Raw genomic sequence first — 22,262 nt, 5'->3', positions numbered from 1 at the left:
CTTGTCAGAAACCCGCGCCGACGGCACTCTGGAACACCTGCGCGTCCCGGATTTCTGGCTGGAGATTGGCTGATGAGTGATATCGATGCACGCTTGCGTGAGGATGTTCACCTGCTGGGTGAACTGTTGGGCAACACCATTGCAGCGCAATACGGCGATGATTTTCTCGACAAGATCGAGCAGATCCGTAAAGGCGCCAAGGCTGACCGGCGCGGCGCGGGCGATGAGCTCAGCGCGAGCCTGAACCAACTGCAGGAAGACGAACTGCTGCCCGTGGCCCGGGCCTTCAACCAGTTCCTCAACCTAGCCAATATTGCCGAGCAGTACCAGTTGATTCACCGGCGCGATGAATCGCAGCCGGCACCCTTCGAGTCCCGCGTGTTGCCGCAGTTGCTGGCCCGCCTGCAACGCGAAGGCCACAGCGATGAATCCCTGGCCCGCCAATTGGCGAGGCTGGAGATCGAGCTGGTGCTCACTGCCCACCCCACCGAAGTCGCACGTCGTACCCTGATCCAGAAGTACGATGCGATCGCCGCGCAACTGGCGCTGCAGGATCACCGTGATCTCACCCGTGCCGAACGTGAGCAAATCCGTGAACGTTTGCAACGACTGATCGCCGAGGCCTGGCACACCGAGGAAATCCGCCGCGTGCGGCCTACGCCGGTGGATGAAGCCAAATGGGGCTTTGCCGTCATCGAGCATTCATTGTGGCAGGCCATCCCGAATTATCTGCGCAAGGCTGACCAGGCCTTGCATGCCGCCACCGGCTTGCGTCTGCCGCTTGAGGCCGCGCCGATTCGATTTGCCTCGTGGATGGGCGGCGACCGTGACGGCAACCCGAACGTCACGGCACCGGTCACCCGTGAAGTGCTGCTGCTGGCGCGCTGGATGGCGGCGGATCTGTACCTGCGCGATGTCGATCAACTCGCCGCCGAGCTGTCCATGCAACAGGCCAGTGCGACGTTGCAGGCCCAGGCGGGAGACAGCGTCGAACCCTACCGCGCGGTGCTCAAGCAGTTGCGCGAACGCCTGCGCGCCACGCGCCAGTGGGCCCATTCCTCGTTAAAGGAAAATACGCCTGCACCGGCGCAGGTGTTGCAGGACAATCGCGACCTGCTCGGTCCGCTGCAGCTGTGCTATCAGTCACTGCATGAGTGCGGCATGGGCGTGATCGCCGATGGTCCGTTGCTCGATTGCCTGCGCCGCGCCGTGACCTTCGGCCTGTTCCTGGTGCGCCTGGATGTGCGTCAGGATTCCACTCGTCACGCGTCGGCCATGAGCGAAATCACCGATTACCTTGGCCTGGGGCGTTATGAGGACTGGGACGAAGAAGCGCGCATCGACTTCCTGAGCAGGGAGCTGGGCAATCGTCGACCGCTGCTGCCGGGTTATTTCAAGCCGTCGGCGGACACGGCGGAAGTCTTGAACACCTGCCGGGAAATCGCCGCGGCACCGGCCGCGTCGCTGGGCTCCTATGTGATTTCCATGGCCGGCGCCGCCTCGGATGTGCTGGCGGTGCAACTGCTGCTCAAGGAGTCGGGCGTACAGCGACCGATGCGCGTGGTGCCGCTGTTCGAGACCCTGGCCGACCTGGATAACGCCGGGCCGGTGATGGAGCGGCTGTTGCAGCTGCCGGGCTATCGCGCGCGGCTGCAAGGCCCGCAGGAAGTGATGATCGGCTATTCGGACTCGGCCAAGGACGCCGGCACCACCGCCGCCGCCTGGGCGCAGTACCGTGCGCAGGAACGCCTGGTGGAGATCTGCCGTGAGCAGCAGGTGGAATTGCTGTTGTTCCACGGCCGTGGCGGCACCGTCGGCCGTGGCGGCGGCCCGGCGCATGCGGCGATCCTGTCGCAGCCGCCGGGCTCGGTGGCGGGGCGGTTCCGCACCACCGAACAGGGCGAGATGATCCGCTTCAAGTTCGGCCTGCCGGATATTGCCGAGCAGAACCTCAACCTCTACCTGGCCGCAGTGCTCGAAGCCACGTTGTTGCCACCGCCGCCGCCGGAACCGGCCTGGCGTCACTTGATGGACGAATTGGCGGCCGACGGTGTCAGCGCCTACCGGGCGGTGGTGCGGGAAAATCCGCAATTCGTCGAGTATTTCCGCCAGTCCACGCCCGAGCAAGAGTTGGGCCGTTTGCCGCTTGGCAGCCGCCCGGCCAAGCGGCGCGCCGGCGGTATCGAAAGCCTGCGCGCGATTCCGTGGATCTTCGGCTGGACCCAGACCCGCTTGATGCTCCCCGCCTGGCTCGGCTGGGAAGCGGCGTTAAGCAAGGCGCTGGAGCGCGGCGAGGGTGAGTTGCTTGGGCAGATGCGCGAGCAGTGGCCGTTTTTCCGCACGCGCATCGATATGCTGGAAATGGTGCTGGCCAAGGCCGACGCCGATATCGCCCGCCTCTATGATGAGCGCTTGGTGCAGCCCGACTTGCTGCCGTTGGGCGCGCATCTACGCGACCTATTGTCGCAGGCCTGCGAGGTGGTGCTTGGTCTGACCGGTCAGTCGCAACTGTTGGCCCACAGCCCGGACACCCTGGAGTTCATCCGCCTGCGCAACACCTACCTGGACCCTCTGCATCTGTTGCAGGCTGAATTGCTCGCACGCTCGCGCCAGCGTGAAGCGGCGCAGGACAGCCCTCTGGAACAGGCGCTGCTGGTGTCCGTGGCCGGTATTGCCGCAGGTTTGCGCAACACCGGTTGAGGTTTTTCGCGTGTTCTCAAAGGCTTGCGAATGAACTGCGACGACCGCCCTGAAAAGGGCGGTCGTTGTTTGAGGGGTTGGGTTGCGCTCAGGCAAACCCTTTGGCCGACGCGCGCCTGGCGCGGGTTTCTCCTACTTTGGGCGGCTTGTGTGGCAAGGGCCCGCTGTGTATCTTGATCAGCCTTTGGCCGTTTGATCGGCCTGGAACCACATTTTTACGAGATTGGCCCCACGCGGCGAATCCGAGCGTCATCTCTATAAAAAATTGAGGAGCACATCGATGCGCGTCATTCTGCTGGGAGCTCCCGGGGCCGGTAAAGGTACTCAGGCAAAGTTCATCACTGAAAAATTCGGCATTCCACAAATCTCCACCGGCGACATGCTGCGCGCAGCCGTCAAGGCCGGCACCGAGCTGGGCCTGATCGCCAAGAGCGTGATGGACAGCGGTGGCCTGGTCTCCGATGATCTGATCATCAACCTGGTCAAGGAACGCATCAGCCAGGACGACTGCAAGAACGGTTTCCTGTTCGACGGCTTCCCGCGCACCATTCCCCAGGCCGAAGCCCTGGTGAAAGCCGGTGTCGAGTTGGACGCCGTGGTTGAAATCGCCGTCGAGGACGAAGAAATCGTCCAGCGTATTGCCGGTCGCCGCGTTCACGAAGGCTCGGGCCGCGTGTACCACGTGGTCTACAACCCGCCGAAGGTTGAAGGCAAGGACGATGTCACCGGTGAAGACCTGGTGCAGCGCAAGGACGATACCGAAGAAACCGTGCGTCATCGCCTGTCGGTCTACCATTCCCAGACCAAGCCGCTGGTGGACTTCTACCAGAAGCTGTCCGCTGCGCACGGCAAGCCGAAATACAGCCATATCCCTGGCGTCGGCTCCGTGGAGGCGATTACTGCCAAGGTGCTGCAAGCACTGAGCTGATGCGTTGATCGGCTGCACTGACAACGGCCCGCTTGCGGGCCGTTGTTGTTTATACTGGCGCACTTTATTTCGACTTGGACACCCACACCCATGAGCACCCTGCTGGCCCTGGACACCGCGACTGAAGCTTGCTCCGTTGCCTTGCTGCACGATGGCAAAGTAACGAGCCACTACGAGGTGATCCCGCGCCTGCACGCGCAGAAGCTGTTGCCGATGATCAAGCAACTGCTGGAAGACGCCGGCACCAGCCTGGCGGCCGTGGATGCCATCGCGTTCGGCCGTGGCCCCGGCGCGTTTACCGGCGTGCGCATAGCGATTGGCGTGGTGCAGGGTCTGGCGTTTGCGCTGGAGCGTCCGGTATTGCCGGTCTCCAACCTCGCGGTGCTGGCCCAACGTGCGCTGCGTGAACATGGCGCCTCGCAAGTGGCGGCGGCGATTGATGCGCGCATGGACGAAGTCTATTGGGGCTGCTACCGCGAGACGGCGGGCGAGATGCGCCTGGTGGGCGTGGAAGCGGTGCAGGCGCCGGAATCATCTGCACTGCCCGAGGACGCCAGCGGTGATTGGTTCGGCGCCGGCACCGGCTGGGGCTATGGCGAGCGGATCGGCGTCCAGCTGGCCGGCCAGGACGCCACGATGCTGCCCCATGCAGAGGATTTGCTGACCTTGGCGCGCTTTGCATTCGAGCGTGGCGAGGCGATTCCCGCTGATCAGGCGGCGCCGGTTTACTTGCGCGATAAGGTTGCGCAAACCAAGGCGGAACGCGGAATTATTTGAGGCCAAAAATGATGGCATTTTGAGGCAAATGTCGCCAATCGTCAGAATTTGCACCGGTTTTTAAACCTTTTACCAATTATGTGTTCTAGTTATCACCAGAGCATTTGCGCGTTACGGATAGCGCCACTAAAATGCCATTACTGATAGCGAGTTCGCGCCCATGCGTATTGATGGCTTTTCCTCACAGTCGTACCCGATCAAGCGTAAGCCGCGCAAGGCGAGCGCCACGGTGGACGATTCGGTCGAGGATTCGCCGGATTTCATTGAAGTCCAATCCGAAGCGCAGGCCGGCACTCAAGCCCGCATCAGTGGCCTTCCTGCCCGTCAGCAAGACATGGTCTTCCCCCGCTCCATGAGCAAAAGCGTTGCCAACGCCCTGGCCAGCTACCTGACCACCGCCGGCTTTGTCGAATGGGATATGGAAGTGCTGGGTCTCGATATCCACATCTGATGCGCCTGCCTTACTACATCGGCTGCCCGTCCTGGAGTGAAAACGCCTGGCGCGAGTACCTGTACCCCGCCGATGCACGCTCCAACGATTACCTCGGCCTCTATTCCCAGGTCTTCAACGCCGTTGAAGGCAACACCACTTTCTATGCTCGACCCTCGGCCGCGTCCGTGCAGCGCTGGGCCGACATCATGCCCGATGACTTTCGCTTCACCGCCAAATTCCCGGGTGATATCAGCCATGCCGGCGACTTGCGCGAGCAACTACCGGCGGCGGAAAGTTTTATCGGCTTGATGAGCCCTCTGGGCGAGCGTGTGTCGCCCCTGTGGCTGCAACTGTCGAAGGGTTTTACCCCGCAACGCCTCGGTGAGCTGGCCGGCTTCCTGGATGGCATTGACCGTCCACTGGCCGTTGAAGTGCGTCACGATGAGTTCTTCGCCAAAGGCGAGGCCGAGCGCATGCTCAACCGCCTGTTGCGTGACCGCGGCGTCGAGCGCGTATGCCTTGATCCGCGCGCGCTGTTCAGTTGCACCTCCACCTCGGCGGCGGTGCTGCATGCCCAATCGAAAAAGCCCAGGGTGCCTCCGCGCCCGGCGGCGTTGACCCTGTTTCCCCAGGTGCGCTTTATCGGGCATCCCGAGCTTGAAGCCAACGACCCGTTCCTGCTGCCCTGGGTCGAAAAGATCGCCGGTTGGATCGAAGAGGGGCGCACCCCCTACATGTTCCTGCACACCTCGGACAACCGCCTCGCCGCACAACTGGCCTTGCGTTTCCATGGCCAGTTGATGGCACGTTTGCCAGGCCTCGCGCCGCTGCCGACCTTGCATCGAGAACCCGTCGCGCAGCAACTGGGGTTACTCTAAGGCTCCTTTTCCCCGCCAGGAGCCCGTCATGGATGCCCAAACCCTTCGCGCCGAAGCCTTCAAAGCCTTGCATGAGCGCGATCGTGCCTTTGTCATGCCCAATCCGTGGGATGCCGGTTCCGCCATTATGCTTGCCAGCCTTGGCTTCGAAGCGTTGGCCACCACCAGCGCGGGCTTTGCGTTCAGCCTGGGGCGGCCGGATGCCGAAGGCGCGCTGTCGCTGGAAGACACCCTGGGCAATGCCGGCAGCATCGTCCGGGCGACTGCGCTGCCGGTGGCCGCTGATTTGGAAAATGGCTTCAGCGATACCCCTGAAGGCTGTGCCCAAACCATCCTGCGAGCCGCCGCCAGCGGTATCGTCGGTGGCTCCATCGAAGACGCCACGGGCGTTGCCGCCGACCCTATCTACCCCTTCGACCTGGCTGTCGAGCGCGTTGAGGCTGCCGTTGCCGCTGCCCGCAGCCTGGCATTTCCCTTTACGCTGACGGCGCGCGCAGAAAACCTCCTGCATGGCCGCCTGGATTTGCCCGACACCATTCGTCGCCTGCAAGCCTATGCCGAAGCGGGCGCCGATGTGCTGTATGCGCCGGGTCTGCGCAGTGCCGAAGAGGTGCTGGCGGTGGTCAAGGCCGTCGCGCCCAAGCCGGTGAATGTGTTGATGTCCGGTGGCTTGAACCTCAGTGTCGCGCAGTTGAACGAACTGGGCGTGCGTCGCATCAGCCTGGGCTCGGCCCTGGCCCTGGCGGCCTATGGCGAGTTCTATCGGGCGGCGCAGGAGGTCTACGGGTTGGGCACCTTCACCTTTACCGAGCGCAAGATGCCGTTCGAGCAGGCCAATCGATTCTTCAAGGGCTGAGCCATGCGGTCGATCAGGTGGATGGGCGCGTTGCTGGTGCTCGGCGGCGCTGTCTCCGTGGGCGTATGGCGGGGCTGGATGCCGGATGAGTGGAACCCATGGGCGCCGCTGGATGTGCGCGCCAGTCCGAACCTGTTGACGCGCTACAAGTTGGCGCGGCTGCAGGATGACCCCGTGCTGTGCGATCAAGTACTGAAAACCTCGGGTTTGCGGGTGACCCGTCAGGCGGACTCACGCCCCGACGCCGCGTGCCCGTTACGCAACACGTTGCGGGTGCAGGGCGCAGAGGTGGGCTTGAGCAGCAGCTTTCTGGCCAGTTGCCCGTTGGCGGTCGCCTTTGCGTTGTTCGAGCGCCACAGTGTGCAGCCGGCCGCTCAGGCGATCTATGGCCAGGCGGTAACGCGAGTCGATCATCTTGGCAGTTTTGCCTGTCGCACTATCTACAACCGCGCCGAAGGCCAGCTCAGTCAGCACGCGTCGGCCAATGCCCTGGATATCGCCGGGTTTCGCCTGGCGGATGGTCGCCCTATCAGTGTGCTCAAGGGGTGGCCAGGGGACGGTGCTGACGCACGGTTTTTGCGTCAGGTGCGTGACAGTGCGTGTAACGCTTTCAACGGGGTGTTGAGCCCTGACTACAACGCCGCACACCGTAACCATTTTCACCTGGATATGGGGCGCTGGTGGGTGTGTCGCTAGGCGTCAGGCGGCCAGGCGCAGGTTGTTGACGATCAACGGGCGTGCCCAGTGGTAGTCAAAATCCAGCGCTTTCTGTTGTTCGATCAGGTCCTGTGCGGTGAACGGGGTCGCGGCCGGCGGCAGCAAGTCCAGCTCGAACTCGGCAATCGGCAGATGCAACGGGCGCGGTTGCGGCGCCGGGCCGGATTCGGCGACGGGTTGGCCCGCATTCAGGACAATTGGTCGTACCCAGCCGCTTTCGAAATGCTGCTGGCGTTGCTGGGCGATGATCTCTTCGTCAGGGAACGGCGCGGGCGCGGGCGGCAGCAGATCGGTCTCGAATTCGGCAATCGGCAGGAACAGCGGTTCAGGCGGGGCGATCTCGGTGTCTTTCACGTCGCATTCACGCTGGGTGAGGATCTGCGCCAGCAGGTCGGCACCTTCACTGGGTTCCACCGCCGGATCCTGTGGTGCAGGCGCCGTGGCGGCAAGCGCACCCGGCGCGCCGCCGAGCTGTTCGGCCAGGGCACGGGCGAAGAAGTCCTGCCACACATGGCTCACCCCGGCCAGCGCTTGAGTATTGCGCAGGCCGTAGTGGTTGTGGGTCGGCAGTACACCGATAGTTAGGGGAAGAATGTCTGACATTTTTCTCGGTCGACGCTCAGCTCTGGCAAAATACCTGACTGTTGTTTTTATCGGCCGGTATTGGCCGATCCTTAATATTTTCGAGCGTAGCGATTGATGAGCGAACAACCAGCGGCCAGCCGCATTCGGGTCGAGGCCTTGGCCGAGCAATTCCAGGCCCGCGCCGAGCAGTGGGCTGCGCTGCTGGGCTTGCCTGTGCAACTCGAAGCTGCGGACTTTTCCCTCCAGTTCGGGGAACAAGGCCTGCAGCTGCAACAGCTCGGGCCCGACGCGCCGGGCCCGGTGCGGGTCGACTTTGTCGAGGGCGGCGCGGCGCACCGGCGCTTATATGGCGGTGGCAGCGGACAGATGATCGCCAAGGCCGTGGGCGTTGCCCAAGGCGTGCGTCCGCGTGTGCTGGACGCCACGGCGGGCTTGGGCAAGGATGCGTTCGTGCTCGCGAGCCTGGGCTGTGAGATGAGCCTGATCGAGCGCCAGCCGTTGATCGGTGCCCTGCTTGAAGACGGCCTGGCGCGCGCTGCGCAGGATTTTGACGTGGCGCCGATCGTGGCGCGCATGAAGCTGCTCAAGGGCAACTCCATCGACGTGATGCTCAATTGGCAGGGCGAGCCGCCGCAGGTGATCTACCTGGACCCAATGTTCCCGCATCGCGAGAAAACCGCCCTGGTGAAAAAGGAAATGCGTCTGTTCCGGCCACTGGTCGGTGATGACCTGGATGCACCGGCGTTGCTCGCCGCGGCCCTGGCCCTGGCCAGCCATCGCGTAGTGGTCAAGCGCCCGCGCAAGGCGCCGTGTATTGACGGGCCTAAACCGAGCCATGCGCTGGAGGGCAAATCCAGCCGTTATGACATTTATCCCAAGAAAGCGCTCAAGGTTTAAATTTCAAGCTAAGGTGCCTTTTACTTGCACCTTGCAGGTATCACAACTCAGCAGCGCCCAACCGTAACCACGATGCGAAGCGAGCCGCTCTTGATCTTGATCTTGATCTGCTTTTGATCTCAGGCGCCCCGTTAAACCACGCTGGCCGAACGCAGGCTTGAATCCGTGGGCCGCCGCAATGGGCCATCCATGGCCCAGTGCGGCTAACCCGGCGTCCTGCCGGGTTACCCACGGATTCAAGCCTGCGTTCGGGCACACCGAGCCCAAGCGAGGTGCCGAGTGGTGGGGCAAGAGCGTTTTGCTTACTTTTGACTGGGCCGGCATTCCGGCTTTTCAAAAGTGAGCCGCTGTAAAAGCGGAACCCTAAGTGGCCGTTACCGAAGAAACGGATATGTACTCGGTCCAATCCAGCATCCTGGTCGGCCCGGAGGCCGCCATCGGGGGCAAGCCCCCTCCCACATTTGGACCGGGATCGGCACCAAAATCCCGGTCGGCTCTGAGGCAGCGATGGGAGCTAGCTCCCTCGCCACATGTCGGTGTCATATCAAAGCTGTGTAGATACCTATGCCCCATACGCCCGCATAAACAACCCCACTACCTCCCGAACATGCTCTTCGGCAGCTTCTTCGCTCAGTTGCCCGCCGCAGCCATACAGCAAACGGAAGTTCGCCGTGCCCTTGAGCAGGCAAAAGAAGTGCTCTGCGGCCTTGAAGGGTTTGTCGATGCTCAGCGCGCCGCTCTGGTCAATCTTGCCAAGCAGGCGCTCCATGCCTTGCAGCATGCGCATGGGGCCGGCTTCAAAGAAGATCTGTGAGAGTTTCACGTCCTGATTGCCGGTGGTCATCATCAAGCGATGCAGGTTCACCGACTCCTCGCTGTTGATCAGCCGATGGAAGCCCCGTGCGATGTTCAGCAACACGGTCTCTACAGGCATGCCCGCAGGCAGCTCGAAGTACATCACCGGCAATTGCTCTTCACACTTGGCCACCACCGCTGCGGTGAACAGGGTCTCCTTGTCGGTGAAGTGGCTATAGACGGTGAGTTTCGATACGCCGGCTGCCAGGGCGACGGCGTCCATGCTGGTGTTCGCGTAACCCTTGTCCAAGAACAGCGATTTCGCCGCATCAAGGATGGACTGGCGTTTTGCCATGTCCTTGGGGCGCCCGGGACTGTTGGTGTTTACAGGATTGTCGGACATTTTCACCTTTAATACTGGACTGGCGAGTTTGGTATTAATAACATACCGGCCAGTATAATTATTCCAAGCTTCATTTGCGAAAGGTCCCACAGCATGCGCAGCACTTTCCTGCCCTTTGCCTTGCCTGTCAGCCTGCTCTTCCTCTTAGCCGCCTGCGGCCATGAAGAAGCGGCACCAACCGCCCCCCGTCCGGCCATGGTAGTGCAACCCCAGCCCTCGGCGCAGGCGTTGGACAGCTATCCCGGTGAAGTGCGCGCCCGCTATGAACCGGACCTGGCTTTCCGCATCGGTGGCAAAGTCAGCAAGCGCCTGGTGGAGGAGGGCGAGCGGGTCAAGGCCAACCAGCCACTGGCGGAGCTCGACCCTCAGGATGTACGCCTGCAACTGGAAGCCACCCGTGCTCAGGTGGCCGCCGCCGAGGCCAACCTGAGTCTGGTGCGCGCCGAGCGTGATCGCTATAAGACCCTGATGGACCGTCAGATGGTCAGCCGATCCCAGTACGACAATTCCGAAAATCTTTATCGAGCCGGTGTTGCACGCCTCAAGCAGATCAAGGCTGAGTTCGACGTGTCCAGCAACCAGGCCGGGTATGCCGTGCTGCGTGCGCCCCAGGACGGTGTCGTCGCCAGGCGTGCCGTTGAAGTGGGCCAGGTCGTCTCCGCCGGCCAGACCCTGTTCACCCTGGCCACCGATGGCGAGCGTGAAGTACTGATCAGCCTGCCTGAGCAAGGCTTCGGCCGTTTCAAAGTCGGCCAGCCGGTGTCGGTTGAGCTGTGGAGCCAGCCGGATCAACGCTTTTCCGGACGCATTCGCGAGCTGTCGCCCGCCGCCGATCCGAAGTCGCGCACCTTCGCTGCGCGGGTTGCGTTCACGGGCGGCAAGGTTGCGGCCGAACTCGGTCAGAGTGCCCGGGTATTCATACAGGCCGACGGTGTGATTCCCCTGTCGGTGCCGCTGTCCGCCCTCAGCGCGGAGAACGGCGCGTCCTACGTCTGGCGTGTGGCGCCGGACAACACCCTCAAGCGCACACCTGTGCGCATCGGCGCGTTTGGCGAGAAGAGCGTGCCGATACTCGAAGGCCTGGCGCCCACCGACTGGGTGATTGCGGCGGGTGTGCATGTGCTCCATGAGGGCCAGCAGGTGCGTCCGGTGGATCGCGACAACCGTGTGGTGAATCTGGCGGCCAAGGAGTAGTCCCCGATGGGTTTCAATCTTTCCGAGTGGGCGTTGCGTAATCGCCAGATCGTACTGTTCCTGATGATCCTGCTGGCGGTCGTCGGCACCTTGTCCTACACCAAGCTGGGGCAAAGCGAAGACCCTCCCTTCACCTTCAAGGCCATGGTGATCAAGACCAACTGGCCGGGGGCAACCGCCCAGGAAGTCTCGCGCCAGGTCACCGAGCGCATCGAGAAAAAACTGATGGAGACCGGCGAATACGAGCGCATCGTCTCGTTCTCGCGGCCCGGAGAGTCCCAGGTTACCTTCATCGCGCGCGACGCCATGCACTCGGCGCAGATCCCCGAGCTGTGGTACCAGGTACGCAAGAAAATCAGCGATATCCGTCAGACCTTGCCACCGGATATCCAGGGCCCATTTTTCAACGATGAGTTCGGCACCACGTTCGGCAATATCTACGCCTTGACCGGTGACGGTTTCGACTACGCCGTGCTCAAGGACTACGCCGACCGTATCCAGATTCAGCTGCAACGGGTGCCGGACGTGGGCAAGGTCGAGCTGCTTGGCCTGCAGGACGAGAAGATCTGGATCGAGCTGTCCAACCTCAAGCTCGCGACCCTCGGCCTGCCATTGGCCGCTGTACAGCAGGCCTTGCAAGAGCAGAACGCGGTGTCGACCGCCGGCTTCTTTGAAACCCCCAGCGAACGGGTGCAATTGCGGGTGTCGGGCAACTTCAAGAGCGTGGAAGAGATCCGCAACTTCCCGATTCGGGTGGGCGACCGAACTTTCCGGATTGGCGATGTGGCCGATATCCACCGTGGTTTCAACGACCCGCCGGCACCGCGCATGCGTTACATGGGCGCCGACGCCATCGGCCTGGCCGTGGCCATGCGTGAGGGTGGCGACATTCTGGTGCTGGGCAAGGCCCTGGAGCATGAATTCGCACGCTTGCAGAAGAACCTTCCGGCGGGCATGGAGTTGCGCAAGGTCTCGGACCAGCCTGCGGCAGTAAAGACCAGTGTCGGGGAATTCGTCCAGGTGCTGGCTGAAGCCTTGGCCATCGTGTTGCTGGTGAGCTTCTTTTCCCTGGGCGTACGCACCGGCATGGTGGTGGCCCTGGCGATTCCGTTGGTGCTGGCGATGACCTTCGCCACCATGTATTACCTCGGCATCGGCCTGCACAAAATCTCCCTGGGCGCGCTGGTATTGGCCTTGGGCCTGCTGGTGGATGACGCGATCATCGCCGTGGAAATGATGGCGATCAAAATGGAGCAGGGCTACGACCGGCTCAAAGCCGCGAGTTTCGCCTGGACCAGCACCGCATTCCCCATGCTGACCGGTACGTTGATTACCGCTGCGGGCTTTTTGCCGATTGCCACCGCGCAATCGAGCACGGGTGAGTACACCCGATCGATCTTCCAGGTGGTGACCATTGCATTGCTGGCCTCATGGGTCGCTGCGGTGGTGTTTGTGCCGTATCTGGGCGCAAAGCTGCTGCCGGACCTGGCGAAGATTCATGCCGCCAAACACGGCCCTGATGGGCCGGATCCCTACGGCACACCGTTTTATCAGCGGGTAAGGCGTGTGGTGCAGTGGTGCGTGCGTCGGCGCAAGACAGTGATCGTGCTGACCCTGTTGCTGTTTATCGGCTCGGTCGGGCTGTTTCGTTTCGTGCCGCAACAGTTCTTTCCTGCCTCGGGTCGCCTGGAGCTGATGGTCGACCTGAAGCTGGCCGAAGGCGCGTCCCTGAGCAACACCGCCGACCAGGTCAAACGCCTCGAGACCTTGCTCAAGGCACACGCCGGCATCGACAACTACGTGGCCTACGTGGGCACCGGTTCGCCGCGTTTCTACCTGCCGCTCGACCAGCAACTGCCGGCTGCCAGCTTCGCGCAATTCGTGGTGTTGGCACACACCATCGAAGAGCGCGAAAGCCTGCGTACCTGGTTGATCGCAACCCTTGATGAGCAGTTTCCCGACCTGCGTTCGCGCGTTACCCGCCTGGAGAATGGCCCGCCCGTGGGCTATCCGGTGCAGTTTCGCGTGACCGGTGAGCACATTGAGGAGGTCCGCGCCTTGGCGCGGAAAGTCGCGGCCAGGGTTCGCGAAAATGCCCACGTGGTCAATGTGCACCTGGACTGGGAAGAGCCGAGCAAAATCGTCTACCTGAATATCGACCAGGACCGCGCCCGGGCGCTTGGCGTGAGCACCGCCAACCTGTCGAAATTCCTGCAAAGCTCCCTGACCGGCTCCACCGTCAGCCAGTACCGGGAGGACAACGAGTTGATCGAGATTCTTCTGCGCGGCACCGTACACGAACGCACCGAGCTGTCGCGGCTGCCAAGCCTGGCGGTACCGACCGACAACGGTAGAAGTGTGGCCTTGTCGCAGGTTGCAACCCTCGAGTATGGCTTTGAAGAGGGCATCATCTGGCACCGCAACCGCCTGCCGACGGTAACCGTGCGTGCCGATATCTACGGCAAGGAACAACCCGCGACCCTGGTTCAGCAGATCCTGCCGAACCTGGAAGGTGTGCGTGGCGAGTTGCCTGACGGCTATTTGCTGGAGGTCGGTGGCACGGTTGAAGACTCGGCGCGCGGACAGAACTCGGTGAAGGCCGGCGTGCCGTTGTTCATCGTGGTGGTGCTGACGCTGCTGATGCTGCAACTGCGCAGCTTCTCACGTACGGCGATGGTGTTTCTGACCGCGCCCTTGGGCTTGATCGGCGTCACGCTGTTCCTGCTGGTGTTTCGCCAACCGTTTGGTTTCGTGGCCATGCTCGGCACCATCGCGCTGTCGGGGATGATCATGCGCAACTCGGTGATATTGGTCGACCAGATCGAACAGGACATCAAGGCGGGGCTGACGCCGTGGCAGGCGATCATTGAAGCCACCGTCCGCCGTTTCCGCCCGATCGTTCTGACGGCACTCGCGGCGGTGCTGGCGATGATTCCCTTGTCGCGCAGTGTGTTCTTCGGGCCGATGGCGGTTGCAATCATGGGCGGGCTGATTGTGGCGACGGCGCTGACGCTGCTGTTTCTGCCGGCGCTTTACGCGGCGTGGTTCAAGGTCAGACAGCAATGACAGTGGTTATGGGGAGGAACGTTTCTTAAGGTTTCGCCACTCATGGACTACCTGAATACAGGTATTCGGTCCGACGGACTTCACGCTGGCGGGCCGGATCTCAAATCTGATGATTCAAGGAGTATCCAATGGGATTATTCATCGGTAAATCGTTGACCGTTTCCGTTAACAGCGGCTTCGGCAGCATCGGCGGCGGCTGGAACTGCGCAAAACCCAAGCCACCAGCAGATGACTGCAACGACAAATGCAAACCCAAGCCCGACTGCGATGGCCGTAGCAATACCATCAAGTTCGGCGTAAGCGTGATGCCGCTGGGCGCGATAATGTTCGGCGGGCTGGCCGGCAAGCTGTTTTGACGGTGCAGTAAGGGCGCCCGGGCAGGTGATCTTTCCCACCTGCTCGGGTGCACAGCGGTATTTACAGGGCGCCAAACACTTTCTTGGCAAGGCTGGTGGCGGCAGCTGCCGGATTCTTGCGAATCGTTTCTTCCTGCTGCGCGATCATCTTGAACAAGCCGTCCAGCGCCTGTTCGGTCACGTAGTTTTCGACATTGGCGCTTTTGGAATCCACGGCACCAAACGCCGCCGCTTTGCCGGCCAGCGCGTTGTATTGCTGGGCCACACCCACCTTGTCGGTTGCGGCCTTGACGATGGGCAGGAACTTGGCGCGGATTTGTTCGCGACTGCTCTTGTTCAGGTACTGGGTGGCTGAATCCTGACCCCCGCTGAGGATGCCTTTGGCATCGGTCACGCTCATGTTTTTCACGGCATTGACCAGAATCGGCTGAGCCTGGGTGACGGCGGTTTCCGCAGCTTTGTTCATGCTGGTTTCCAGCTGGGTGACCTGATCACCCATACCGAACATCTTCAGCTTGTCGGCGACCTTGCCCAGCTTGCCCGGCAGGCCGATCTTCACGTCGGGGTTATTGCTGAAACCGCCGGGCGTGCCCAGTTGTTTCACAGCGATTTGCGCGCCTTGGGTCAAGGCATCCTTCAGGCCGCCGCTGGCGTCGCTCTGGGACAGGCTGCCAAGGTCCAGCGCCATGGCATTGGCGCCCAGCAGCAGTCCGGCAAACAGGGCAGTGAGGCGAAGAGGGTTACGGAGCATGAGCGCTTCCTTAGGGTTGAATTCAGTGGGCTACCGCGTCGACACGCACGCGCAGTGGCTGTGGGTCCTGGTCATTGAGCTGTACCGCGTGCCGTTGCGTGGTGGTGAACAGTAGCTTGCCATCCACTTCGATGCGAGCGCTGACCGAGTAGCTGTGGCCAGGCTTGACCTGTGCCGGGTCATAGCTCAGGTGAAACGCCAGCGGCACCTGACCCTTGATCGGGCCTTTCTGTTCGGCCAGGACCACGGCCGGGGCGTCCATCAAGGACACGTCTTGCAGGCTGACGCTCAAGGTGGCGGCAGGCGGCAACGCGATGCGTTGCAGGTAGAACACTTCACCGTCGAGGCTGGCCTTTGGGGCGGGGGACATGGATTGGCAGGCTCCGAGCGTTGCGGCCAAGGCAATTAAAAACAGCCTTTTCATAGGGGGTCTCCTTCGAGAGTGCCGAAGGGATCTCGGCACACTCGCCCATCCTACGAAAATTCAGGCTGAGGTGGGGGCTGTAAATTCAAAAGTCACACCTGTTCAGCTTCGTTTTGAGTGAAGCTTTCGTAGGTATATTCCTCATCTTTGAGGATGTAGTCCGATATGAGCAGCCACAACGGCCTTCTACCTACAACACTGGGCGCGCCGTCGTTTCGATCCGCCATGGTCAATATCAGTTCATAGCGTGCGTTCTGATCGATCTGGCGAGAGTCGAACCGAATGAACTCAGGTGCGAAATAATAAGGCGTGGTCAGTTCGGCTAATATCTGCGGCGGGCTTTCGTCGTCCTCTTCATGTATTTTCATGATTTTGTAATTGGCCTCTACATGCCGCAGTGATTCGATATCGACGCCGGGCATAATCTCGGGCTGTGGTAGCCGACAGTGAAACAAAGGATTCAATGAGATGACCTGTTTTATGGAGTCGGCAACGCGCCATTGATTCGAATGAACTTGGAAGTCGTGGAAAGTTGAGGGCAGAATCTGTGACTTACCCAATTGTGTAATACTGACATCAACTCGGTAGCGAGAGATAAAAGTAGCAGGTTTGTCAATTTTGAACGTCAGCTGTTTCAGCCCCCGAGTGATGCCCGTTGTACGCCAGCTCGCGCATAACTTGTAGGGTGCCCCGGTTCGTGTGCGCTTTCTCAGCGCGACTTGTACTACGGCGCCAGGCCAGTGTATGGAATTTTCAGGATAGGAAAATTCTAGGACAAGTCTTTTGCTATTGGAAGTTTGCGTTGTAGTGTTCATGATTGTTGACTCGGATGGCAGGCGTGAAAGTCGCCAACGTCATCTTAGCTTAACTATTATGGGTGACCTGGAGGTGTGGAAGTTTCGGCCCGCTTTTTAAGTAATGGACTACGGATGGGCCGAGTAGTTGATTGTGCAGAGCGGTTAGTTGGTTTCGAGGACGGTAAATATGTACTTTATTAACTAAAGTGTTGATGTCGGCAAGCCCTTTTATCAGGCATTGCCAACATCGTTCTGATCTCGCTCAGTTCTCTTTAACCTTATCGGGTTGCTGAACATCATCACTGCGATGCAGCGCCACCTGGCGAATCGACAGGCGAATCTCCGCCGGCAGTACACGTTTGGCCGCGCCTTCCGCCAGCTCACCGAGCAGGTCGCGATAGCTCAGCTTGCCGGCTTCATCGCGGCGCAGCACATCTTGCTCCAGCAAGGTCTGGATGAAATGTCGGAAAAGGCTCTTGTCGAAGAATTCCGGGGCATTGAGGCCATGCAGGATCGACAGGCGCTGGGCCATGATCGTGCACAGGTCCTCCAGCTCTTCGGCGCTGATGCTGTTCTGGCCGCTGTTGAGCAGCAGCGAGATTGCCATATAGAAGCGTTGCAGGGTCTGGGCGATGCTCTTGGACAGCAGCGTCAGCAGCACAAAATGTCGCGAGCTCGGCGCCGGGCGCAGGTACACATTGTTTTCAAAACGCAGCAGGCCCTGTTCCACGAACGCTTCCAGCCACTGGTCAACCACCGCATCCAGCTCCTCCAAGGACCAGCGGATAAACAGCTCCGATTGCAGGTACGGATACAGTGCCTGGGTGTAGCGCAGGATCTGCTCGCGGCTCATCCGTGAACTGCTCTGGAAGAAGCTCGCCAGCAGCGCCGGCAGGGCGAAGATGTGCAGCACGTTGTTACGGTAATAGGTCATCAGGACGGCATTCTGCTCATCCAGATAGACAATTTTGCCCAGAGCATCGCTTTGTTCCGACAGCAGGTCCATGTCCTTGACGTGCTTGATCAGCGCCAGGCCATCGCCTTCCGGCAGGGTGGTGTGGGGCGAATAGGGCACGCGGCGCAGCAGCGCCAGGTACAGGTCCAACTGACGCGCCATGGCTTGTTCATCCAGGGCCAGGCGTGTGGTCGACAGCAGCGCCAACGCCACCAGGTTCACCGGGTTCACCGCGGCGGCTTCGTTGAGGTGGCGGGCCACCTTTTCGCTGAGGCGGTGGGTGGTTTCATTCAGCCACGCCGGCTTGTAGTTCGGGCCCAGTTCCTGGGAGCGCCAGTCCGGTTGCTCAGCGTCGAGGAATTCCGCCAGCTTGATCGGCTCGCCGAAGTTGACCGCGACCTGGCCGAAGCGCTGCTTGAGCGCGCCCACCACTTTGAAAATATCGAAGATCGACTCTTTCTTCTTGCTCGCACCGCGCAGTTCACCGAGATAGGTGCGGCCTTCGAGCACGCGTTCGTAGCCGATATACACCGGCACGAACACGATGGGCATGCGCGAAGAGCGCAGGAAACTGCGCAGGGTAATCGCCAGCATCCCGGTTTTCGGCTGCAGCATGCGACCGGTGCGCGAGCGCCCGCCTTCGACGAAGTACTCCACCGGGAAACCCTTGGTGAACAGGGTGTGCAGGTATTCGTTGAACACCGAGGTGTACAGCGGGTTGCCCTTGAAGGTGCGGCGCATGAAAAACGCACCGCCACGGCGCAGCAGGCTGCCGATCACCGGCATGTTCAGGTTGATGCCGGCGGCAATGTGCGGCGGCGTCAGGCCGTTCTTGAACAGCAGGTAGGACAGCAGCAGGTAGTCGATATGGCTGCGGTGGCACGGCACATAGATCACCTCATAGCCTTGGGCAACCTGTTGCACACCCTCGATGTTATTGACCTTGATGCCGTCGTAAATCTTGTTCCAGAACCAGCTCAGCACCACTTCCAGGAAGCGAATTGCCGTGTAGGTATAGTCCGAGGCGATTTCGTTGCCGTAGCGCAGGGCCAGTGCCTTGGCTTTTTCCGGCGAAATGTTCTCGCGCTCGGCTTCATCGGCAATGGCCTGGCGCACCAGCGGCATATTGACCAGGCCCTTGACCAGGTTGCGGCGGTGGGACAGGTCGGGGCCGATCACGGCGGTCTTCAGGTTACGAAAGTGCACACGCAGGATGCGTTGGGCCATTCGCACGGTGCGTTCGTGCCCTTTATTGTGCTCGATCAATTCACGCAGGTTGATGGGCGCGGAGAATTGCACGCGGGTCTTGCGGCCGAGGATCAGGATGCTCAACAACCGGCGCAGACGCCCGGTGACCGCCCAGCTGTCGGCGAACAACAGCTTCCAGGGGCTGGACTCACTGTCGGGGGATTGGCCCCAGAACACGCTGACCGGAATGATTTGTGCATTCTCTTCGGCATGCTCGCTCAGGGTGTTGACCAGGCGTGTCAGGGTGGGCGGCGCGCCGCGCTTGTCCTGGCGGCCGAGCCAGTCCGGGTCCGGCGTGAGGTAAAAGAACGCCGCAGGTTCCATCAACGGGCCCACCGATACCGGCAGCACCGGTCGCGGCAGGCCGGCCTTGGTGCACTCGGCATCGACCACGGCCAATTCGGTCAGGGAGGGCGATTGCAGGACGTAGAACACCGGCCGGCTGCGGTCCAGGTTAAGGGTTAGGGACGACTGGTTGATCGTCTCCGAGCGAACCCAGAGGTACAACAGTCGGCGCAAGGTGCCAAACACCAGACGGCGAAACGGGGAGCGGGTCATAGGCGAACTGCTTCAAGTGGAAAAAACCGAGCAGGCGCTCGGGCGGGTAGTGTGCCGTATTCACCGAAAATCGGCAAAAAAGCAGCGATGTAAAGTTGAGTTGATGGTTTTTGAACCTGTCTTATACTCGGCAGTTCAACGCCAGTGACTCAATAATAAAAACCAGTGGGAGTGAACAGATGACAACGCGCGAAACCGGCAGTGTGAAGTGGTTCAACGATGCCAAGGGCTACGGCTTTATCCAGCGTGAAGATGGCAAGGATGTGTTCGTGCACTACCGCGCCATTCGCGGTGACGGGCACCGCTCATTGGCCGAGGGCCAGCAGGTGGAGTACGCCGTGGTGACGGGAGAGAAGGGCTTGCAGGCGGAGGATGTGGTGGGGCTGTAAGTTCACCACTGAACCAATGTGGGAGGGGGCTTGCCCCTCCCACATTTGATTGGGTTCGCAGCTCAGGATCAGGCGGTTTTCCAGGTGATCTGCTCTTCACCGTCTGTACTGATACGAATCCAGGTGTCAGCGCTTTCTTCACCCTCTTCCTCGACCCAGGTTCCCGGCGCGCAGCGCACTTCAACGTTCAGCGCGGCAAACGCGGCGCGGGCGCAGGCGATGTCGTCGTCCCAGGGGGTCTGGTCGCTTTCCAGGTACAGGCTATTCCACTTGCCGACGGCTTTAGGCAGCCAGGTCACCGGCACATGGCCGGCCTTGCACTTGTAGGTCTGGCCTCTCTGGACCCACTCGGTGCACGGGCCCAGGGCGGCGCCCAGCCAGGCGGCGATGGCCTTGTGGTCGACGTCGGCGTCCTTCAGGTAAATCTCGATATCGGGTTGGCGCATGGATGTTCCTCGTTGCGGGATTCGAAAATCCATTCGCGGAAAGAAAAAAGTCGTTTATTGAAGCACGAAATAGTCGTAGCGCATCGACACAGTGACCAGCAGCGGTTCGGCCGCCTCGATCACCTGGCTGCGGCGCTCGGCGCTGGCGCGCCAGCCGTGAGGGGTCATGGCCAGCAGATTGGCGCGGTCCCGGGGGGCGGCCAGGCTCAGCGTGAACGCCAGGGTTTCGCTGTGCGCAAGGCTCATGCCGTCCGGCACCAGGGCCAGGTGCTTGTCGTCGGTGTATTCGCGCACTTCGTCGTAAAGGCGCTCGCGCAGTTCCATCAGGTGGCCACTGGTGGGCCCGACCTTCATCAAGCCGCCGCCGGGGCTGAGCAGGCGCTTGGCTTCCTGCCAGTCCAACGGGCTGAACACGCTGGCGAGAAACTGGCAACTGGCATCGGCCAACGGTACGCGGGCCATGCTGGCGATCAACCAGGTCAGCGCCGGGTTGCGCTTGCATGCGCGCTTGACCGCTTCCCTGGAAATATCCAGGGCGTAGCCGTCGGCGTCGGGCAAGGCATCGGCGATCTGCGCGGTGTAGTAACCCTCGCCACAGCCGATGTCCACCCAGCGTTGCGGCGCGCGTTCAGCGGCCAGCTCGGCCAGGCGCCTGGCTACGGGGGCATAGTGTCCGGCATTGAGGAAGTCGCGGCGCGCTTGGACCATTGCCAGGTTGTCACCCGGGTCGCGGCTGTTCTTGTGCTGCACCGGCAACAGGTTCAGGTAGCCCTGGCGTGCGCGGTCGAAACGGTGCCCGGCGGGGCAGGCCACGCCGTTGTCCACCGGGTTGAGCGGGGCGCTGCAAAGGGGGCAGGCAAGCATCAGGCGAGCAACTTGATCAGGGTCTGGTAGTAGATTTCGGTCAGTACATCGAGGTCGCTGGCAAGGATGCGCTCGTTGACCTGATGGATCGTCGCATTCACCGGGCCCAGCTCGACCACCTGGGTGCCCAGGGTTGCGATGAAGCGTCCGTCGGACGTCCCGCCACTGGTGGACGCCTTGGTCTCACGCCCGGTGATCGCCTTGATGCTGGCCGATACCGCGTCGAGCAGTGCGCCCGGCTCGGTGAGAAAGGGCAGACCCGACAGCGCCCAGTCCACGTGCCAGTCCAGGCCGTGTTTATCCAGAATCGCCGCCACCCGCTGCTGCAAATCTTCCACGGTGGATTCGGTGGAGAAACGGAAGTTGAACACCGCCGTCAGGTCGCCTGGAATCACGTTGGTGGCGCCGGTGCCGGAATTGAGGTTGGAGATCTGGAAACTGGTCGGCGGGAAGAAGGTGTTGCCATCATCCCAATGCTCGGCGGCGAGTTCTGCCAGGGCCGGCGCGGCCAGGTGGATCGGGTTCTTCGCCAGGTGCGGGTAGGCCACGTGGCCCTGGACGCCGCGTACGGTCAAGGTGGCGCCGAGGGAACCGCGACGGCCGTTCTTGACCACATCGCCCACCAGGGTGGTGCTCGACGGTTCGCCGACGATGCACCAGTCCAGGCGCTCCTTGCGCGCGGCCAGGCGTTCGACCACGGCCTTGGTGCCGTGGTGCGCCGGGCCTTCTTCATCGCTGGTGATCAGGAAGGCAACCGAGCCCTTGTGGTCCGGGTAGTCGGCGACAAAACGCTCCGCCGCCACCAGCATTGCCGCCAGGCTGCCTTTCATGTCCGCCGCGCCACGCCCGCAGAGCATGCCGTGTTCGTCGATCAGCGCATCGAACGGGTCGTTCTGCCAGGCCTGCACCGGGCCGGTGGGCACCACGTCGGTGTGCCCGGCGAAGCACAGCACCGGGCCGTCATGTTTGCCATGGCTAGCCCAAAAGTTATCCACATCTTCGATGCGCATCGGCTCGAGCGCAAAACCGGCATCGCCCAGGCGCTGCATCATCAGCTTCTGACAATCGGCATCGATCGGCGTGACCGATGGGCGACGGATCAGGTCGATGGCGAGTTGAAGGGTCGGCGAAAGGTCGGCATGGGCCGTCATGGGGGAAACTCCGGAAATCGAGGCAGCGACGTTCTAATTGTAGGAGCGAGCTTGCTCGCGAAAAACGCAAGGGCACCGCGTGCGTTCAGGGTGC

General features: G+C 61.5%; 21 protein-coding genes. 12 read left to right on the top strand and 9 right to left on the bottom strand.

What is annotated here, in order from left to right; translation table 11 throughout:
- Positions 1 to 72: 72 nt before the first annotated feature.
- The 7 genes from ppc to TU82_RS11025 all read left to right on the top strand — a co-directional run bounded on the left by ppc (position 73) and on the right by TU82_RS11025 (position 7,268).
- Positions 73 to 2,700, top strand: coding sequence for a phosphoenolpyruvate carboxylase (gene ppc / locus TU82_RS11055; protein WP_057723233.1), 2,628 nt, complete (start codon positions 73 to 75; stop codon positions 2,698 to 2,700).
- 280 nt (positions 2,701 to 2,980) lie between these two features.
- On the top strand, positions 2,981 to 3,628 hold the full coding sequence (gene adk / locus TU82_RS11050; protein ID WP_057723232.1) for an adenylate kinase: 648 nt from the start codon (positions 2,981 to 2,983) through the stop codon (positions 3,626 to 3,628).
- Between the two features lie 90 nt (positions 3,629 to 3,718).
- Positions 3,719 to 4,405: a tRNA (adenosine(37)-N6)-threonylcarbamoyltransferase complex dimerization subunit type 1 TsaB gene (tsaB, locus tag TU82_RS11045; RefSeq protein WP_057723231.1), complete on the top strand. Its 687-nt coding sequence runs from the start codon at positions 3,719 to 3,721 to the stop codon at positions 4,403 to 4,405.
- Positions 4,406 to 4,565: 160 nt separating this feature from the next.
- Positions 4,566 to 4,856, top strand: coding sequence for a hypothetical protein (locus TU82_RS11040; protein ID WP_057723230.1), 291 nt, complete (start codon positions 4,566 to 4,568; stop codon positions 4,854 to 4,856).
- Complete coding sequence (locus TU82_RS11035; RefSeq protein ID WP_057723229.1) at positions 4,856 to 5,716, top strand: DUF72 domain-containing protein; 861 nt, start codon at positions 4,856 to 4,858, stop codon at positions 5,714 to 5,716. Before TU82_RS11040 ends, TU82_RS11035 begins: the two co-directional genes overlap by 1 nt.
- A 28-nt stretch (positions 5,717 to 5,744) precedes the next feature.
- Complete coding sequence (locus TU82_RS11030; RefSeq protein ID WP_057723228.1) at positions 5,745 to 6,572, top strand: isocitrate lyase/PEP mutase family protein; 828 nt, start codon at positions 5,745 to 5,747, stop codon at positions 6,570 to 6,572.
- Positions 6,573 to 6,575: 3 nt separating this feature from the next.
- The gene (locus TU82_RS11025) at positions 6,576 to 7,268 is read left to right on the top strand and encodes an extensin-like domain-containing protein (protein WP_057723227.1); all 693 of its coding nucleotides are present in this window, start codon (positions 6,576 to 6,578) and stop codon (positions 7,266 to 7,268) included.
- A 3-nt stretch (positions 7,269 to 7,271) separates the two neighbouring features.
- Here the strand turns inward: TU82_RS11025 and TU82_RS11020 are convergent, their stop codons facing one another.
- On the bottom strand, positions 7,272 to 7,892 hold the full coding sequence (locus TU82_RS11020; protein WP_057723226.1) for a hypothetical protein: 621 nt from the start codon (positions 7,890 to 7,892) through the stop codon (positions 7,272 to 7,274).
- A 96-nt stretch (positions 7,893 to 7,988) separates the two neighbouring features.
- Between TU82_RS11020 and TU82_RS11015 the strand changes: the two genes are divergently transcribed.
- A complete protein-coding gene (locus TU82_RS11015) occupies positions 7,989 to 8,771 on the top strand; it encodes a class I SAM-dependent methyltransferase (protein ID WP_057723225.1) in 783 nt (260 codons plus the stop codon).
- Positions 8,772 to 9,333: 562 nt separating this feature from the next.
- Here TU82_RS11015 and TU82_RS11010 read toward each other — a convergent pair.
- A complete protein-coding gene (locus TU82_RS11010; protein ID WP_057723224.1) occupies positions 9,334 to 9,969 on the bottom strand; it encodes a TetR/AcrR family transcriptional regulator in 636 nt (211 codons plus the stop codon).
- Positions 9,970 to 10,062: 93 nt separating this feature from the next.
- On the opposite strand from TU82_RS11010, the gene TU82_RS11005 reads away from it, so the two are divergent.
- The 3 genes from TU82_RS11005 (at position 10,063) to TU82_RS10995 (ending at position 14,585) form a co-directional block, all read left to right on the top strand.
- Entirely contained in the window at positions 10,063 to 11,163 is a 1,101-nt protein-coding gene (locus tag TU82_RS11005) for an efflux RND transporter periplasmic adaptor subunit (protein WP_057723223.1), read from the top strand.
- 6 nt (positions 11,164 to 11,169) lie between these two features.
- A complete protein-coding gene (locus TU82_RS11000; protein ID WP_057723222.1) occupies positions 11,170 to 14,229 on the top strand; it encodes an efflux RND transporter permease subunit in 3,060 nt (1,019 codons plus the stop codon).
- 128 nt (positions 14,230 to 14,357) lie between these two features.
- Entirely contained in the window at positions 14,358 to 14,585 is a 228-nt protein-coding gene (locus tag TU82_RS10995) for a hypothetical protein (protein WP_057723221.1), read from the top strand.
- Positions 14,586 to 14,646: 61 nt separating this feature from the next.
- Here the strand turns inward: TU82_RS10995 and TU82_RS10990 are convergent, their stop codons facing one another.
- The 4 genes from TU82_RS10990 to plsB all read right to left on the bottom strand — a co-directional run bounded on the left by TU82_RS10990 (position 14,647) and on the right by plsB (position 19,318).
- Positions 14,647 to 15,336: a DUF4197 domain-containing protein gene (locus tag TU82_RS10990; RefSeq protein ID WP_057723220.1), complete on the bottom strand. Its 690-nt coding sequence runs from the start codon at positions 15,334 to 15,336 to the stop codon at positions 14,647 to 14,649.
- 22 nt (positions 15,337 to 15,358) lie between these two features.
- Complete coding sequence (locus TU82_RS10985; RefSeq protein WP_057723219.1) at positions 15,359 to 15,760, bottom strand: YbaY family lipoprotein; 402 nt, start codon at positions 15,758 to 15,760, stop codon at positions 15,359 to 15,361.
- 92 nt (positions 15,761 to 15,852) lie between these two features.
- Positions 15,853 to 16,575: a hypothetical protein gene (locus tag TU82_RS28685; protein ID WP_156421659.1), complete on the bottom strand. Its 723-nt coding sequence runs from the start codon at positions 16,573 to 16,575 to the stop codon at positions 15,853 to 15,855.
- A 244-nt stretch (positions 16,576 to 16,819) separates the two neighbouring features.
- Positions 16,820 to 19,318 (bottom strand): glycerol-3-phosphate 1-O-acyltransferase PlsB, encoded by a 2,499-nt coding sequence (plsB, locus tag TU82_RS10975; RefSeq protein ID WP_057723217.1) that lies wholly within the window; start codon positions 19,316 to 19,318, stop codon positions 16,820 to 16,822.
- 179 nt (positions 19,319 to 19,497) lie between these two features.
- Between plsB and TU82_RS10970 the strand changes: the two genes are divergently transcribed.
- Entirely contained in the window at positions 19,498 to 19,707 is a 210-nt protein-coding gene (locus TU82_RS10970; protein WP_057723216.1) for a cold-shock protein, read from the top strand.
- Between the two features lie 68 nt (positions 19,708 to 19,775).
- On the opposite strand, the gene TU82_RS10965 is transcribed toward TU82_RS10970, so the two are convergent.
- The 3 genes from TU82_RS10965 to dapE are packed head-to-tail and all read right to left on the bottom strand — an operon-like array spanning position 19,776 to position 22,168.
- A complete protein-coding gene (locus TU82_RS10965) occupies positions 19,776 to 20,153 on the bottom strand; it encodes a hypothetical protein (RefSeq protein WP_057723215.1) in 378 nt (125 codons plus the stop codon).
- A 54-nt stretch (positions 20,154 to 20,207) separates the two neighbouring features.
- Complete coding sequence (locus tag TU82_RS10960) at positions 20,208 to 21,017, bottom strand: putative RNA methyltransferase (protein WP_057723214.1); 810 nt, start codon at positions 21,015 to 21,017, stop codon at positions 20,208 to 20,210.
- Positions 21,017 to 22,168 carry a succinyl-diaminopimelate desuccinylase gene (gene dapE, locus TU82_RS10955; RefSeq protein WP_057723213.1) on the bottom strand — a complete coding sequence of 384 codons (1,152 nt, stop codon included), beginning with the start codon at positions 22,166 to 22,168 and terminating at the stop codon, positions 21,017 to 21,019. The genes TU82_RS10960 and dapE overlap by 1 nt, the downstream gene beginning before the upstream one ends.
- Positions 22,169 to 22,262: the final 94 nt, after the last annotated feature.

It is taken from the genome of Pseudomonas orientalis, assembly GCF_001439815.1.
Taxonomy (GTDB): domain Bacteria; phylum Pseudomonadota; class Gammaproteobacteria; order Pseudomonadales; family Pseudomonadaceae; genus Aquipseudomonas; species Aquipseudomonas orientalis.
The sequence above is the reverse complement of the archived record's forward strand: the minus strand, read 5'-3'. Positions and strand labels throughout refer to the sequence as shown.